The sequence below is a fragment of the Nonomuraea sp. NPDC049158 genome, from assembly GCF_040648335.1.
In the GTDB taxonomy this organism is placed as follows: Bacteria; Actinomycetota; Actinomycetes; order Streptosporangiales; family Streptosporangiaceae; genus Nonomuraea.
The window spans coordinates 374,426-390,032 of the sequence record NZ_JBEZDM010000005.1 but is presented as its reverse complement, the minus strand read 5'-3'; the positions used below and the strand labels follow the sequence as shown (position 1 = coordinate 390,032).

The 15,607-nt window shown below is 71.2% G+C and carries 12 protein-coding genes; 2 read left to right on the top strand and 10 right to left on the bottom strand.

Annotated features, from left to right (window positions below; translation table 11 throughout):
- Nucleotides 1-67: 67 nt before the first annotated feature.
- Entirely contained in the window at nt 68-799 is a 732-nt protein-coding gene (locus tag AB0B61_RS14660) for a lytic polysaccharide monooxygenase (RefSeq protein WP_358431854.1), read from the top strand.
- Nucleotides 800-854: 55 nt separating this feature from the next.
- Here the strand turns inward: AB0B61_RS14660 and AB0B61_RS14655 are convergent, their stop codons facing one another.
- From AB0B61_RS14655 to AB0B61_RS14625, 7 genes are all read right to left on the bottom strand, one after another.
- Complete coding sequence (locus AB0B61_RS14655) at nt 855-2,600, bottom strand: substrate-binding and VWA domain-containing protein (RefSeq protein WP_358431853.1); 1,746 nt, start codon at nt 2,598-2,600, stop codon at nt 855-857.
- 80 nt (nt 2,601-2,680) lie between these two features.
- On the bottom strand, nt 2,681-5,239 hold the full coding sequence (locus AB0B61_RS14650; protein WP_358431852.1) for a bifunctional FO biosynthesis protein CofGH: 2,559 nt from the start codon (nt 5,237-5,239) through the stop codon (nt 2,681-2,683).
- A gap of 47 nt (nt 5,240-5,286) precedes the next feature.
- Nucleotides 5,287-6,180: a DNA-3-methyladenine glycosylase 2 family protein gene (locus tag AB0B61_RS14645; RefSeq protein WP_358431923.1), complete on the bottom strand. Its 894-nt coding sequence runs from the start codon at nt 6,178-6,180 to the stop codon at nt 5,287-5,289.
- A 175-nt stretch (nt 6,181-6,355) separates the two neighbouring features.
- Nucleotides 6,356-7,447 carry an NDP-sugar synthase gene (locus AB0B61_RS14640; protein WP_358431851.1) on the bottom strand — a complete coding sequence of 364 codons (1,092 nt, stop codon included), beginning with the start codon at nt 7,445-7,447 and terminating at the stop codon, nt 6,356-6,358.
- Between the two features lie 20 nt (nt 7,448-7,467).
- Nucleotides 7,468-8,586 (bottom strand): glycosyltransferase family 1 protein, encoded by a 1,119-nt coding sequence (locus tag AB0B61_RS14635; protein ID WP_358431850.1) that lies wholly within the window; start codon nt 8,584-8,586, stop codon nt 7,468-7,470.
- 94 nt (nt 8,587-8,680) lie between these two features.
- Nucleotides 8,681-9,580, bottom strand: coding sequence for a lysylphosphatidylglycerol synthase transmembrane domain-containing protein (locus AB0B61_RS14630; RefSeq protein WP_358431849.1), 900 nt, complete (start codon nt 9,578-9,580; stop codon nt 8,681-8,683).
- Nucleotides 9,577-10,404: a class I SAM-dependent methyltransferase gene (locus AB0B61_RS14625; protein WP_358431847.1), complete on the bottom strand. Its 828-nt coding sequence runs from the start codon at nt 10,402-10,404 to the stop codon at nt 9,577-9,579. The genes AB0B61_RS14630 and AB0B61_RS14625 overlap by 4 nt, the downstream gene beginning before the upstream one ends.
- Before the next feature lie 93 nt (nt 10,405-10,497).
- Here AB0B61_RS14625 and AB0B61_RS14620 point away from each other — a divergent pair, with 93 nt between their 5' ends.
- Nucleotides 10,498-11,457, top strand: coding sequence for a lysylphosphatidylglycerol synthase transmembrane domain-containing protein (locus AB0B61_RS14620; protein ID WP_358431846.1), 960 nt, complete (start codon nt 10,498-10,500; stop codon nt 11,455-11,457).
- Here AB0B61_RS14620 and AB0B61_RS14615 read toward each other — a convergent pair.
- The 3 genes from AB0B61_RS14615 to AB0B61_RS14605 form a co-directional block, all read right to left on the bottom strand.
- Nucleotides 11,358-12,419, bottom strand: a complete 1,062-nt coding sequence (locus AB0B61_RS14615) for a glycosyltransferase family 4 protein (RefSeq protein ID WP_358431845.1) — start codon at nt 12,417-12,419, stop codon at nt 11,358-11,360. The genes AB0B61_RS14620 and AB0B61_RS14615 overlap by 100 nt on opposite strands.
- A gap of 1 nt (nt 12,420) precedes the next feature.
- Nucleotides 12,421-13,314, bottom strand: coding sequence for a glycosyltransferase family 2 protein (locus tag AB0B61_RS14610; protein ID WP_358431843.1), 894 nt, complete (start codon nt 13,312-13,314; stop codon nt 12,421-12,423).
- An 84-nt stretch (nt 13,315-13,398) separates the two neighbouring features.
- A complete protein-coding gene (locus AB0B61_RS14605) occupies nt 13,399-15,435 on the bottom strand; it encodes a hypothetical protein (RefSeq protein WP_358431841.1) in 2,037 nt (678 codons plus the stop codon).
- Between the last annotated feature and the right edge of the window lie 172 nt (nt 15,436-15,607).

Here is a 15,607-nt window from a genome sequence, read left to right as displayed (position 1 = left end):
GGGCCATTTACCGTTAATAAGGTTTCCTTTACATTCGGAGCATCCCCCCATGTGAAGGAGCCGCTCCATGAGAAGGATGCTCACCTTCATCACCGTGGTGGTGATCTCGATCGCCACCACGGTCTACGTCGCCGAGCCGGCCCTGGCGCACGGCTACATCAACTCCCCACCCAGCCGTCAGGCGTTCTGCGCGCAGGGTCAGGTGTCCAACTGCGGCGACATCATCTACGAGCCGCAGAGCGTGGAAGGGCCGAAGGGGCTGCGTAACTGCCACGCCAACAACGCGCGGTTCGCCCAGCTCAGCGACGAGTCCAAGCCCTGGCCGGTCACCTCGGTCGGCAACTCGGTGACCTTCAGGTGGACACTCACCGCCAGGCACTCCACCAGCACCTGGGAGTACTTCATCGGCAACACCCGGGTCGCCTCGTTCAACGACGGAGGCGCCCAGCCGCCGGCGACGGTCACGCACACCGTGAACTTCGCCGGCTACAGCGGCCGGCAGAAGGTCCTGGCGATCTGGAACATCGCCGACACGTCCAACGCCTTCTACTCCTGCGTCGACCTGAGGTTCGGCGGCGGCGGGAACCCGACCCCCACGCCCACGCCGACTCCCACCCCGACCCCGACGCCCACGCCGACCCCGACGGTGACGCCGGGTGGCACCTGGGCGCCGAATGTCGCGTACGCGGTGGGCGCGCGGGTCACGTACGCCGGGCTGTCGTACAAGTGCATCCAGGCGCACACCTCACTCCCCGGATGGGAGCCGCCGAACGTACCGGCGCTATGGCAGCGCCTCTAGTCCGCGGAGCTCGTGAGCGAGCGAGGGGGTGCCGGGACTTCCCGGCACCCCCTCATCACGTGGTCGGCTTGCAGGTGGGGTGGCACAGGCGGCGGGCGAGCGCGGCGAGGAAGACGTCGATGATCTCGTCCGGCTGCTGGGCGACGTGCAGGGAGCCGTTCGTGACGGAGGTGATGTCGGACAGGCTCGCCCGGTCCGCGTTGCCGAAGGCGATGATGACGATCTGGATGGGTTTGTTCGGGTCCCACTCCTCGCGGAGCTTGCTGATCAGCACCGGCAGCTTGATGCCGCGGCCGTCGTCCTTGCCCGCGGTGATCACCAGGAGCGTGTTGTTCATCTCCTCGCGATACTTGCCCGCGACCTCGTGGAAGCCGCCGAGTATCGCGTCGTAGAGCGAGCTGTCCCGGTCCGCGTGCGCGGTGATCGTGGTGGTGAGCTGGTCGAGTACGCTCCTGCGGACCAGCTGACCGCTCTCGGGGCGGTTGATCGGCCCCAGGCTGACCCGCGGCTGGTAGCCCTTGGCCTGGCCGAGCCCGTCGGCGAACTCCCACAGCCCCATGTGCGTGGTGTCGGGGAAGAGCCGCAGCCCGATCTTGGCCGCGGCCAGCGAGACGCCCAGCCGGGTGGTGTCCTTCAGCTTCTCGGCCATGTGCTTGGAGGTGTCGGCCAGCACCAGGATGTTCGTCGGCGGCGCCAGCCTGCTCCACGCCTGGAGAGCGTCGTCGATGTCCTCGGGCGACACCGAGGGCCGGGTCTTCGGGGCGACCGTCGGGATCTCCGGCCCCGGCGAGATCGGGCCCAGCTTGCCGTCGCCCGAGTGGAACCCGGCCCGCCGTACCAGATCCTGGGCCTCGGGGCCGCGCAGCCAGTCGGCGAAGAGCGTCGAGGCTTCGGCGGCCGTGGGGTCGGTGGCGGTGACGACGTACGGGTAGTCGAGATTGATCGTGCCCTCACGCGGGTTCAACGCGACGACCGGGTCGGTCGACGGCTGCTGGTTGTGCGTCCACACCGACTGCTCGGGCACGATGACCACCGGCCGCTGCCAGAACGTGTGATCGTCCACGGCGGCCAGCATCGAGCGGTAGTCGGGCGCCGAGCCCGCCTGCGCCCAGCGGACGAACGCGGTCAGCGCCTTGTCCGCCTCGGGCCCGTTGCCCACCACGTCCCTGGCGGCGGCGACGGTGGCGATGCCCGCGCCGGCCAGCGACGGGTCGGGGACGCGCACGATGTCGGGCTCGTTGGCGTTGGGCGTGAGCCGGCCCCGCACGGTGGAGGGGAAGACCATCCGCCAGTTCATCTCGGTCTTGCCGACGGAGAAGCGCTGCGCCAGCGACGACCGCGTGGCGAACACCAGCGGCGACGTCGCCACCACGCTCTCCCCCGTGGGCAGCGCGCTCGCGCCCTGCTTGCGGGCTAACCGGATCCAGGCGGAGGAGTCGGCGATCCAGCCGTCGGGCCGCTCGCGCAGCACGCCCGCCCGGTCGCCGATCAGCGTCCGCAGCACGGTGGCCGGGGGCTGCTCGGTGACCTGGACGAGCACGCATCGGCTGCCGATCGAGTTCTTGGCGTCGTTGAACTTTCCGGCCGCCTCCATGGCCGCCGGAGCCACGTCCACCGCGGCGGCCACGCTGACCAGAACAGGCTCTCGTGTCGTGCACAGCGCGCCGGCTCCGCCGAAGAGCACGACCACGGTGGCGGTGACGATGGCCAGCGCCCCCGCCCCCGCCAGCAGGCCGCGTTGCAGTGCCTTCCTGCGGCGCTGTTCGGCGGGCAGCGCCGCCCGGTGTCGACCCAGCCGCACGGTGCACCTCTCTTCAGGGGACTGCCGATTCTTCCAGCGCCGCCCACGACTGGCGCAAGACTCGGTAGAACTTGTTATAACTACGCCATCGGGAGTACCCGCCTGACGCTCTGGCAGACACCGTCGCTCGCCGCCGACGCGGCCAGCCGCTCGCCGTCGGGCCGGCCGTACTCCGTCGTACGCTGCCGCACCGGCCGGCCGGTGAGCTCGACCATCGCGCGCAGCTCACTGATCGTCTTGTACGAGCCGTTCTCCGACCCGGCCATCCGGCTGATGGTCTCCTCCATCAACGTGCCGCCGAGGTCGTTCACCCCGCCCTGGAGCACCTGGTGACACAGGTCGTCCTGGAGTTTGACCCAGGAGCACTGGATGTTCGAGATCGCGCCGTGCAGCAGGATCCTGGCCAGCGCGTGCACGGCCCGGTTCTCCTGCGCGGTCGGGCCCGGCCGGGCGACGCCCGCCAGGTAGATCGGCGAGCTGGTGTGCACGAACGGCAGCAGCACGAACTCCGAGAACCCGCCGCTCTCCTCCTGCAGCCGCCTGATCAGCTTGATGTGCCTGACCCAGTGCACGTGGGTGTCCACGTGGCCGTACATCATCGTGGACGTCGTCGGGATGCCCACCCGGTGCGCGGTGGTGATGACGTCGATCCACTCCTTGGTGGGCAGCTTGCCCTTGGTGAGCACCCAGCGGACGTCGTCGTCGAGGATCTCCGCCGCCGTGCCCGGCAGCGAGTCGACGCCCGCCTCCTTCGCCGCGTGCAGCCAGTCCTCGATGGACAGGTTCGTCCGGCTGGCGCCGTTGATGACCTCCATCGGGGAGAAGGCGTGCACGTGCATGCCCGGCGTCCTGGCCTTGACCGCCTTGGCGAGGTCGAAGTACGCGGTGCCCGGCAGGTCGGGGTGGATGCCGCCCTGCATGCACACCTCGGTCGCCCCGGCCCGCCACGCTTCCTCCGCCCGGTCGGCCACCTGGTCCAGGCTGAGCGTGTAGGCGTCGGCATCGGTCCTGCGCTGGGCGAACGCGCAGAAGCGGCAGCCGGTGTAGCAGACGTTGGTGAAGTTGATGTTCCGGTTGACGACGTACGTCACCTCGTCGCCGACCGCCTGCGCGCGCAGGTCGTCGGCGATGCGGGCCAGCTCGTCGAGCGCCCCGCCGTCGGCCGACAGCAACGCCACGGCCTCGGCCTCACTCAACCCCGCCGGATCCGCCTCCGCCCGCCGCAACGCCGCCCGCACCTCGGACGGCGTATGCCCCCCGGACGCGGCGGGGTCCAGGCGATCGCGCAGCGCCTCCCAGTCTCCGTAGACGTTGTCGAAGTCGTCACGCCGGTCGTTGGTCCGGCCCGTCGTGTCCACCTCGACATGCAGATCCACCCGGCCAGAAGCCGCGAATCCCCCATCCGGCTCCTGCCACGGCCGCCCCTGGAGCACCGCGTCCTCCCGCGCCAACCCCGTGACCGGATCCGCAAGAGCCGCCACGTGCGCGAACAGCCGAGGGTCCAGCCACGGCTCCCCCGCCAGCACATACTCCGGATAGATCGTCAGCCGCTCCCGCAGCTGGAACCCCGCCTCCCCGGTCCGTGCCGCCAGGTCGTCGATCTGCGGCCACGGCCGCTCGGGGTTGACGTGGTCGGGCGTCAGCGGCGACACCCCGCCCCAGTCGTCGATCCCGGCCCGGATCATCAGCTCGTACTCGGCGTCGACCAGGTTCGGCGGCGCCTGCAGCCGTACCCGGGGGCCCAGGACAAGCCGGGCCACCGCGATCGTGGCGGCCAGCTCCTGCAGGTCGGCGTCCGGCAGGCCGCGCATGGCGGTGTCGGGCTTGGCGCGGAAGTTCTGGACGATGACCTCCTGGACACCGCCGTACTCGCGCGCCACCCGCCGGATCGCGAAGATCGACTCGGCCCGGTCCTCGATGGTCTCGCCGATGCCGATCAGGATCCCGGTGGTGAACGGCACGTTCGAGCGGCCCGCGTCCTCCAGCACGCGCAGCCGTACCGCCGGATCCTTGTCGGGGGACCCGTAGTGGGCCGCCCCCTTCTCCTCGAACAGCCGCCGCGAGGTCGTCTCCAGCATCATGCCCATCGACGGCGCGACCGGCTTGAGCCGCTGCAGGTCGCGCCAGCTCAGCACGCCGGGGTTCAGGTGCGGCAGCAGCCCGGTCTCCTCCAGCACCCTGATCGCCATCGCGCGCACGTACGACAGCGTGTCGTCGTAGCCGTGCGCGTCCAGCCACTCGCGGGCCTGGTGCCAGCGGTCCTCGGGCCGGTCCCCCAGCGTGAACAGCGCCTCCTTACACCCCATCGCCGCCCCCTGGGCGGCGATCTCCAGCACCTCGTCAGGACTCAGGAACGGCGCGGGCAGTTTGTTCGGCGCGGTCGCGAAGGTGCAGTAACCACAACGGTCTCGGCAAAGCCTGGTCAGCGGGATGAACACTTTCCTGCTGTACGTGATGACGCCCTCCCTCCCGACCGCCGCCAATCCGGCATCCCGGATCCGGGAGGCGTGTTCGAGCAGCGTGTCAAGGTGCTCATCGCGGGCGTGGAGCAGCACGGCCGCCTCGGTGACGTCGAGGGTCTTGCCGTCGCGGGCCCGGGCGAGAGCACGGCGGAGTGCGGAATCAGTAACGAGGCTCATACCGGCACACTACGACGGGCTGGGTTCACGGCCCGCACCTAGGGGGATCAGAAGGACCGGTAGTCGCGCACCGGCATTCTCGGTCCGCGCGCGGGCGGGCGCAGCCCGGTGAGGTAGATCAGGACCGTCGCCCGGTGCCGGTGGCCCATGTAGGGCTCCAGCAGCCGCATCATGCCAGGATCGTCGGTCTTCTCGCCGGTCAGCGCGTAGCCCACCAGCGTGGCCAGGTGGAAGTCGCCCACGCTCACGGCGTCGGGATCGCCGAAGGCCCGCTGGCGTACCTCCGCCGACGTCCACACCCCGACGCCCGGCAGGGCCCGCAGCAGCCGGTCGAGCTCCTCGCTGGTGGCGGCGGCCTCCAGCTTGGCGGCGTGCCAGGCCGCCGTGGCGATCGTCCTGGCCCGCACGGCCTCGGCACCGGCCCGATGCCAGTGCCAGGACGGCACCTCGCGCCACACGCTCGTCTCGGGCACGACCCGCATCCCGTCGGGCGCGGGCCCCGGCGCGGGCTCGCCATAGCGGTTCAGCAACCACCGCCAGGCCCGCCACGCCTCACGCCCGACGACCTTCTGCTCGAGTACGGCCGGCACCAGGGCCTCCATGACCCGGCCGGTCCTGCCGATGCGCAGCCCCGCGTGCTTCCTGGCCACGTCCTCCAGCACGGCGTGCCGGACGCTGAACCCCGAGGCGTCGTCATCGGCCCCGAGCAGCGCGGGCAGCGCCTCCAGCAGCCACCCGGCACCCGGCCCCCAGGCCTGTCCGCACACACTCCCCGCCCGCACGCTCACCCGCAGCGTGCCGGGGCCGTCGGGGGTACGGGAGGTGCGCCACACGGCGCCGTCGTGCGTGGCGCGCCAGGTGGGATCGCCGGTGCCGCGCCGGTGCGGGCCCAGCACGAGCCCCACATCCAGCGCCCCCTCAGGCACCCACCAACGCTCCATCACCCCTACAGTCTGCCGTCCCCATACGCCTCCGGTCGCCGGTGGTCCCTTGTCAGGGGCGCGCGTATCGGCGGCCGGCCATGTGCGGGTTCAGCGGGCGTGTTCCTGGAGGCCCCCAGCCCTGTACGGCGGGTGGCGGGTGCCCACCGCTTGCCGTACAGGAAGAAAGAAGAATTTAGACGTCGCTTGAATAGCGAACAGCGCGCTCAGGAAGCTCGATACCCGGCCAGATGCGTACGCCTGCCTGGAGTTCGTTGCCCGGACCCACCACCGCGCCGTCGCCGATCACCGCGTCGCACACCACCGCGCCCGCGCACACCCGCGCCCCCCGGCCCACCACCGAGTCCGTCACGGACGCGCCCGCGTGGATCACGCAGTCGTCGGCCAGCACGCTGCCCAGCACCGAGGCGCCCGCCTCGACCACGGCGCGCGCGCCCACCGTGGAGCCGCCCTGCACCTTGGCCTCCGGCGAGACCACGGCCCCGTCGAGCGCCAGGTATTCGCCGGTCGGGCCGGGCAGCGCGGGTGAGGCCAGCCGGCCGAGCACCAGGTCGGCCGAGCCGCGGACGAACGCCGCGGGCGTGCCGACGTCGAGCCAGTAGGTGCGGTCGGCGTAGCCCAGCACGAGCTCGCCCGACTCGATGAGCCCCGGGAAGGTCTGCCGCTCGACCGACACGACCTCGCCCCTGGGGATCTGGTCGATGACCGAGCGGGTGAACACGTAGCAGCCCGCGTTGATGCGGTTGGTCACCGGGTTGGGCGTCTTCTCCAGGAAGTCCGTCACCCGCCCGTCGTCGTCGGTGGGCACGCAGCCGAACCGGGTCGGATCGTCGACCTCCGTCAAATGGAGCGTTACAGCAGCGGAACGGTCCACATGGGTACGGATCTGGTCGCCTATGTCGTGACCGGACAGGATGTCGCCGTTGAGGATGAGCACGGGATCGTCAGGACCCGAGGTGAGCGCCTCGGCGGCGTTGCGGATCGCGCCGCCGGTGCCGAGCGGCGTCTCCTCGGTCATGTATTCGAGCGAGAGCCCGAACGCCGCCCCGTCACCGAAGACGGGCTCGAACATCGAGGCTTTGTAGGAGGTCGCGAAGACGATCCGGCGTACCCCGAATGATCGGGCGCGGGCCAGCTGATGTGCCAGGAACGGCACTCCGGCGGTGGGAAGCAGCGGCTTGGGCGTGCCCAGTGTCAGCGGACGCAGGCGCGTGCCCTGCCCTCCGACCAGGAGGATCGCCTCGAGGTCTGGCAAAGAGCTCTCCATCACTCGGTGAGGTTATCTAACTATTCGATCGCGCGCTGGTAGGAGCTGAGATGCGCCTCCACGGACGCCTCCCAGGTGAACTCGCGGGCTCTGGCCAGACCGGCCTCGCGCAGCTGCCGCCGCCGCTCGGTGGAGGCGAGCAGCTGGCCCAGCTCCCTGGCGATGCTGTCGGCGTCGGGCTCGGTGTAGGCGACCGCGTCGCCGCCCACTTCGGGCAGCGAGGTGCGGTGGGTGGTGAGCACCGGCGCGCCGCAGGCCATCGCCTCCAGCACGGGCAGCCCGAACCCCTCGCCGCGCGACGGGAACGCCACCACGACCGCCCCGCCGAGGAACCCCGACAGGTCCGGGATGCTCAGGTAGCCCGGCCGCACCACCTTGACGGTGGCCTCGACCTCCCGGCAGGCCTCGTCGACGTCGTCTTCGTGGACACCGCCGCCGAGCACCAGCGCGGGCGGGTGCTCCAGGCTCTTGACGGCCATGGCGAAGCCGCGGATGAGGTTGGGCACGTTCTTGCGCGGGTCGAGCGCGCCGAGGAAGGCCACGTACGGCTGGCCGTGCAGGCCGCACCTGGTGGCCGCGCGGAGCATCTCGGCATCGCCGGGCGGGTGGAAGAGCCGGTGGTCCACGCCGTGGTAGGCGACGTCGATGCGGGTCGGATCGGCGGCGAGCACCCGGATCAGCTCGTCCCTGGTCGCCTTGGACGGCACGATGACGCGGGTGGCGTGACGTACGGAGGTGCGGGTGGCGGACCTGAAGAACGACGCCCGGACCGCGCTGTGCTGGTCGGGTTCGGTGAACCAGGTGACGTCGTGCACGGTCACCACCGTGGGCAGGCCCGCGCGGATCGGCATCGAGTAGTAGGGGGCGTGGATGACCTGCGCCCCCGCCTGGCGGGCGAGCAGCGGCACGCCGGTCTGCTCCCAGGCGAGCCTGGCGGCCCGGTTGGTGATGGCGACGGGACCAGGCATGATCCGTGCCGAGGGCGCGAGCCGCCCATAACGGTCGGCGTCGGCGCGCTGGCAGACCACCGCGAGATCGGCACCCGCCCGGTCGAGCCCGGCGACGAGCCCGTCCACATATCTGATCAACGCCCCACGGTCCGCGGGGACCGCCGCGGCGTCGACGAGCACTCGAGGCATTACGAAGATCTTCTCCCCTCAAGATCAACGTGGGACCTTTCGCCCCCCTCTACGGTTCAGCTTATGACCACTGAGCCCCAAATCGTGGCCCAAATCACACCGAGTCGCGCCGAGCTGCGATTCCCGCCATACCCGCGCAGATCAGGTCCCCGATGACGATGACGATCCGCGATGAAAGAGCCACGGCGATGGCCGGACCCGCGGGCATCACCGGCGACAGCACGCCCACCATGACCACTTCCCGCACACCGGCACCCGCGGGCACGACGAACGACATGATGCCCAGAGACCACGACAGGGCGAAGGCGCCGATGGCGAAGAGCAGGCCGCCCTGCGGCACGATGAAGTAGAGGTGCACGCCGTAGGAGATCCAGCCGGCCAGGGCCCAGCCGAGCGCGGTGAGCATGCCGCGCCGGGTCAGCCGGCGTTCGAGGGGCTCGCGCTTGAGCTTGCGCAGCCCGAACCCGATCAGCCCGTTGATCACCTTGGGCTCCAGCAGCACCAGCAGCACGGGGACGAGGAGCAGCAGCCAGCCGAACCGGTCCCAGCCGAGCGTGACCAGCGTGACGAGCAGGCCGCTGGCCAGCTGGATCGGCATCATCAGGAAGAACGCGGCCGCGCTGCGCGGGCGGGGCACGCCGAGGTCGCGGCCCATCTCCATCTGGGCCAGGACCGGCCAGACCGCGCCGGGGATGTACTTGCCGAGCTGGCCGACGAAGAACACCTTGGCGGCGGGGCGCAGGGGCAGCGGCGAGCCCAGGTCGGCCAGCAGGGTGCGCCAGGTCATCATGGCGCACAGCAGCGCGAGCACCACCCCGACCAGGGAGGCGGCGAGCAGCGGCCAGCTCAGCCGGGCGAACCCGGCGACCACGGCGTCCCACTGCGAGGCCACGGCCCACCCGCCGAACCCGAGGGCGACCAGCAGGAACCCGAACCGCACGACCTTGCGCACCACGGGCGCCTTGCCGGACGTGCCGGGTTTGATGGTCCTCACAGCGGGCGGACCCGCTCGGGTGGCTGCGGGAGGGCGGCGCCCGCCGGGGGCCGGGGCGTCTTCGTCGCCACCCACAGGTAGGTGGGCACGATCGGCAGGAGCAGGCGCAGCACCGCGCGCGGAGTGCGCGCCAGCACGGCCTGCACCACGCGGCCCAGCGCGCCCGGGAACAGCTCGGATCCGGCGAACCGGGTGGGCGTGGCCAGCACCGGGAAGGTGTAGTCCCACACGTGGAAGGCCCGCAGCATCCGGCGCAGCCCGCGCCGGGTGCGGTAGCGCTCGTAGTAGTGGTCGGCGCGACCGAAGGCGCGCACGTAGCGGTCGGCCAGCGCGGGCGGCAGGTAGGACAGGAACGGCAGCTTGTAGTGCGGCTCCATGACGCCGAGCCGGTTGCCCAGCCCCAGATAGAGCACGCCGTCGTCGGACAGCACCCGGTGCATCTCGGCGACCACGGCGTCGGGATCGACCACGTGCTCGTAGATGTGGTTGAACACCAGCACGTCGAGCGAGCCGTCGGGGAACGGCAGCGCGGTGCCGTCGCCGCAGACGAACGCCACCCGCTCACCGAACCGGTCGGCCGCCTTGCGCAGCCCGGGCACGTCGATGTCGATGCCCAGCGTGTGCTCGGCCCCGGCACCGGCCAGCTCGTCGGCGATGAACCCGGCCGAGCAGCCGACGTCGCCGACGGTCAGCCCGCCGAGCGGGCCGTGGAAGTGCTCCACCACCGCGATGATCTTCGCGGCCTTGCGCCGGCGTTTCTCCTCGTCGAGCATCGCCGACTGGAACTCGGAGTACTCCAGCTGTGCGACCCGTTCCTTACCCACGCCGCCCAACAGTACCCCGGGTGCGGGAGGCGCCGAACGATCGAAGACCCGATCGTCTGGCTATAGGTGACCGACCGCGGTTAGCCTTGGCCAATGCTCCGCCGCCTGCTGCGCGTCGTCCTGGCGCTGGTCGCGCTCGGTTTCCTCGGCTACGGACTGGCCAGGAACTGGGGTGAGACCACCGCGGCCGTGACCGCGCTGTCGCCGTGGGCGGTGCTCGGGGCGTTCGCCGCGGTGCTGGCCGGGCAGTTCTGCATGTTGCTCGCCTGGCGCGGGGTGCTGGCCGGGCTCGGGTCGCCGCTGCCGTTGCCGGTGGCCGGGCGGATCATGTTCGTGGGCCAGCTCGGCAAGTACATCCCCGGCTCGGTCTGGGCGTACGCGGCCATGATGGAGCTCGGCCGCGACCACGGCAGCCCGCCGCGCCGGACGTTCGCCTGCATCTCGCTGTCCCTGGTGATCAACCTGGGGGTCGCGCTGTCGATCGCCGCCGCCACGCTGGCGACGCAGCAGGCCGTGCGCCAGGCGTGGTACCTCCTGCTGCTGGTCCCCGTGATCATCGTGTGCCTGCATCCCAAGGTGCTCACCTGGGGTCTCAACCTGGCCCTGCGCCTCGCGCGCAAGGAGCCGCTCGACAGCGTACTGCCCGGCCGTACCGTACTGGTCGCGGTGGGCTGGACCGCCCTGGGCTGGTTCGTGTACGGCCTGCACACCTGGCTGCTGTCCGGCAGGTGGGACCTCTACGTGGTGGCGACCGGGGCCTACGCGTTCGCCTGGGCCACCGGGCTGCTGACGTTCGTCGTGCCCGCCGGGGTCGGGGTGCGTGAGGGCGCCATGATCCTCGTGCTCTCGCCGCTGCTCGGCACCGGCCCGGCCTACGCGGTGGCGGTGGTGTCACGGGTGGCGTTCACCCTGGGCGACGCCGTCGCCGCGGGCATCGCCTTCCTGCTGGGCCGTCAGGCGTCGAGGAGCACCGCGGAGTACGACGACCAGAACGGCTCCGGGTCGACCGCCTTGACGCCCGACCGCAACCGCTCGGGCTCGCCCGGGGCGTAGAACCGCTTGATCGCCCCGTTGAGCGCCTCGACGTCGTCCGGCTCGACCAGCAGCCCGTCGACGCCGTCCGTGACGTGGTCGGCGAGCGCGCCGACGCGGGTCGCGATCACCGGCACGCCGTGCTCGTGCCCGAGCCAGACGTTCTGGCTGGCGGTCGCGGTGCGGTACGGCAGGACGAGCGCGTCCGCCGAGGCGAACAGCTTCGGCACGTCCTCGGCGGCCACGTAACCGGGCCTGAGCTCCACCCGGTCGGCGATGCCCAGCTCACCGATCAACGCCTGGGTCCCGTCGAGCCCGCCCCAGAACTCACCCGCCACGGTCAGCCCGACCCCCTCCGGCAGGGCTCGCAGCAGCAGGTCCAGCCCCTTGTACGGCCGGACGATGCCGAAGAACAGCAACCGCCCGTGCACCTCGGCGGAGCGTTCCCCGGTCGTGGACGGCAGATGCGGCGGCAGCCCGGCCACACTCACCGGCTTACCGGTCAGGGACGCCGCCAGCGCCGCCTGCTCGCCGGAGTGGGTGAGCACGGCGTCGACCCGGTTGAGCAGCGCCTTCATCAGCGGCCGGTCGTAGGGCTTGCGCTCGTGCGGCAGCACGTTGTGGCACAGGGCGACGGTCCTGGCCTTGCCGCCCAGTCCGTACAGGATGCCGAGGTAGGCCGGGACCTGCACCGGGCTCAGGACGGCCAGGATCACCAGGTCGGCCGAGCGCAGCCGGCGCCCGCAGGCCACCCAGCCGCCGGGATTGCGCCAGTCGAGCCGGCGCAGCGTCTTCGGGAAAGGGGTGCCCTCGGGCGCCGTTATCGTCTGCTGCCCCGGATAGAGGAAGGCCGGATATTGCGCCCGCCATGACTCGATCACCACGTCGTGGCCGAGCGCCGTCAGCCGGTGCGCCAGCTCGGTGGTGTGCTGCGCCCCGCCCCCTTTGTAGGGATAGGTGGGGCCGACGATGGCGATGCGCACGCTATTCGCCCCGCGAGCGCACGATCAGGTCGGCCAGCAGTGCCACGGACCCGATGAGCAGGCCCGACAGGAAGATCATGACAGTGTTGGCGGGGAAGTAGAACGGGTGCTGGATCATGTCCCAGATCCCCTTGACGAACCCGATCGCCACCAGCCACAACGCGGGCGGCATGAGCACCTTGAGCGGGTTGAAGTACATGATCATCCGCAGCACCTGCAGGATGTAGCGGTAGGCGTCGGAGACGAAGCTGAACTTCGACTTGCCCGCCCGCTTGGCGTAGCCGATCGGCATGTAGTAGACGTCGTGCTGGTTCGACAGGAACGACAGCGTGATCGTCGTGACGCAGGAGAACCCGGGCGGCAGCAGCCGCAGGTAGGGCTTGGCCACCGACTTGCGGAAGGCGCGCAGCCCGGAGTTGAGGTCGGGGATCTTCTGCCCGGCGAGCTGCTCGGCCACCTTGCGGATCACCCACTTGGCCGGGACGCGCAGCAGCTTGTGCGACCCCTCCTCGCTGGTGCGGGCGCCGACGACCTGGTCGACCGTCGTGTCCTTCTCCAGGATCTGGACCAGCTCGGGGATGCGCTCGTTGGGGTAGGTCATGTCGGCGTCGGTCCAGACGACGATCTCGCCCCTGGCCTCCTGCGAGCCGATGCGGCGCACGGTGCCCGACCCGCCGTTGCGGTGGAAGGCGCGGATCCGCAGGTGCTCGAACCGGGGCGCAGCCTCCTGCAGCCTGGCCAGCGTCGCGTCGGTGGAGCAGTCGTCGACCGCCACCAGCTCATAGGTGTAGCCGCTGGAGTCCATCGCCTTGGTGATGCGCTCGACCTCGTCGATGACGTGATCCTGCTCGTTGTAGCACGGCAGGACGATCGTGACGTATGGCGCTTCTTCCACGGCGTATCCACTCTGGGGGGTCTCAGACGTGCTCACGTGCGTCGAGGGTACTCTGCCCAGCAGGGGGAAAAGTCCACACACGGGTCAGGCAACGGCCATCCACACGCTGATCCCGAACCCCCAGGTGCCGTTCGGCGCGTCGATGAGCGAGCGCTCGTCCTGCCGCGACACCAGGGCCATGACCTGCGTCTTCGGGCCGTACGGGGCGACCTGGCCCTCTTCGGCGGCCAGCAGGACCGGGACGCGTCCGACGGCGCGGACGCGATCGATCAGGCGGCGCACGTCTTCTTCCTTTGCCGTATTCTTCCCTGCCTCCACCAGGACCCGAGCCGTCGGGCGGTCGCACATGCCCCGGACGACCTGGGTGAACCGGTTGGCCGTCACCCGCTCGACGATCAGCACCGAGGCGTTCGGCGGGATCTTGGCGCACATCGCCTCGACGGCCGCCCGCTCGCCCCGCTCCACCGGCGTGAACGCGGTCCCGATCGAGGTGATGGCCGGTGGCACCAGGATGAGCAGGGCGCCCACGACGCCGATCCATCGGCCGTGCCCGCGCATGGGCGCCCGGGTGCGCACCCACTCCAGCCCCCACACCGCCAGCAGGATCATCCCGGGGATCACCACCGGGACCAGCCGGCGCGCGGCCCACGGATGGTCTGGGGTGATCTCCGGGCGCAGCAGCGTGGTCACCGTGGTCCAGCCGATGACGGCCAGCGGCAGCAGCCACTCGGCCGGGGAGCCGTTCCTGAGCAGCCGCCGCACCAGCACCGCCGCGGCGAGCGTGGCCAGGACGATCACGGGGATGCCGACGTACCAGCTCACCCAGTGCAGCGACAGCTCCGAGTAGAGCCGGGTGCCGTCGACGGGCAGTCCGTTGTTCTTCTGCGTCTGTCTGATGAACTCGGCGGTGAGCCGGTCTTCCTTCGTCGTGGCCACCCGCGTCACGGTCTGCAGCCACGGTCGCACCGCCAGCCCCGCCACGACCAGCACGACCAGCCCGGCCCCCACGTCCGGCAGCCACCTGGGCAGCCGGATCCGGGCCAGCCGGGGGGCGGCGAGCGTACCGGCCAGGGTGAGCAGGAGAACGGCGGCGCAGATGGCCAGCAGCGGATTGAGCGACTTGGACAGGTAGGACAGATACGGCCGCGCCAGCACGTACGCCGCCAGCAGCCCCAGCCCCGCACCAACCGCGAGCCCGGCCAGGAGCGGCGGCCCGAGCGCCCCCTGGGGCCGGCCGAGGCGCCGCCAGGCGATCAGCGCCCCGGCGAACGCCAGGACCGGCAGCACGTCACGCAGCCCGTCGATCCTGACCAGCACGGCCAGCCCGAACACCAGCCCGCCCAGTGCCGCTGCCCAGCCCCGCGACCTGCCCTCCCGCGCAAGGGCGTCATGGACCAGCGCCAGGCCGCCGAACAGCAGCACCAGCGAGGGGATCTCGCTGAAGGTGGTCCGCGAGGTGTAGAGGATCGGCAGGCTCACCGCGAAGGCCAGCGCCGCCACCGGCGCCCAGCGCCCACCGGCGAGCCGGCCCACCACCCCCGCCAGCGTGAGCACGGCCAGCGCCCCCAGCACGGCCGGTGTCAGCAGCATGGCGCCGAGCCCGCCGAGCCAGTCACCCGCGGCGAACAGCAGCGGCGGCCCCGGCATGAACTGCGGCACCACCGCCCCGTCCGCGGGATAGAACCCGATGCTGTCGAACAGAAGCGCTGGATCGGGCCCGCCGAACGCCTCCACCCGCGGGGTGATCGGCAGCGAGCCGTGCCGGGCCAGCCAGATGGCGTACTGCGCGTACGTGGCGGGGTCACGCCTGACGATCAGCTGCTCGGTGTGCGTGATCGCGTTGAACACACCCGACCCCACCGCCACGACGACGACCGCGCCGACCTGCCGCCCGGTCGCCTCGACGACCTTCAGCGGCCCGCGAACGGCGAACCGGCACAGCAGCCCGATGACCACCACCCCGAGCACCAGCGCGGGCACCGGCTGATACCAGCCCGCCAGCAGCAGCGGAAGCGCGGCGAGCAGCCAGCCGGCCACGATCAGGGCAGGCAGGATCGAGACCACGGCGAGCACCCGGCCCGCCGACGGCCCGCGCGTCCGGTCCGGCCAGGCGATTCTCATCGGTGATCGCGAGCGTATCCAACGCGCGGGCGTCGTGACGCGGCCATGGGCCTTCGGCGCGTCAGGTGCGTCGGGTGCGCGCGGTGGGACCGCGTGGCACGTCCGGTGCAGGCAGCGCGGTGGGACCGCGCCCCGCGCCCGGTGTGGGCAGCGCGGTGGGACCGCGCACCGC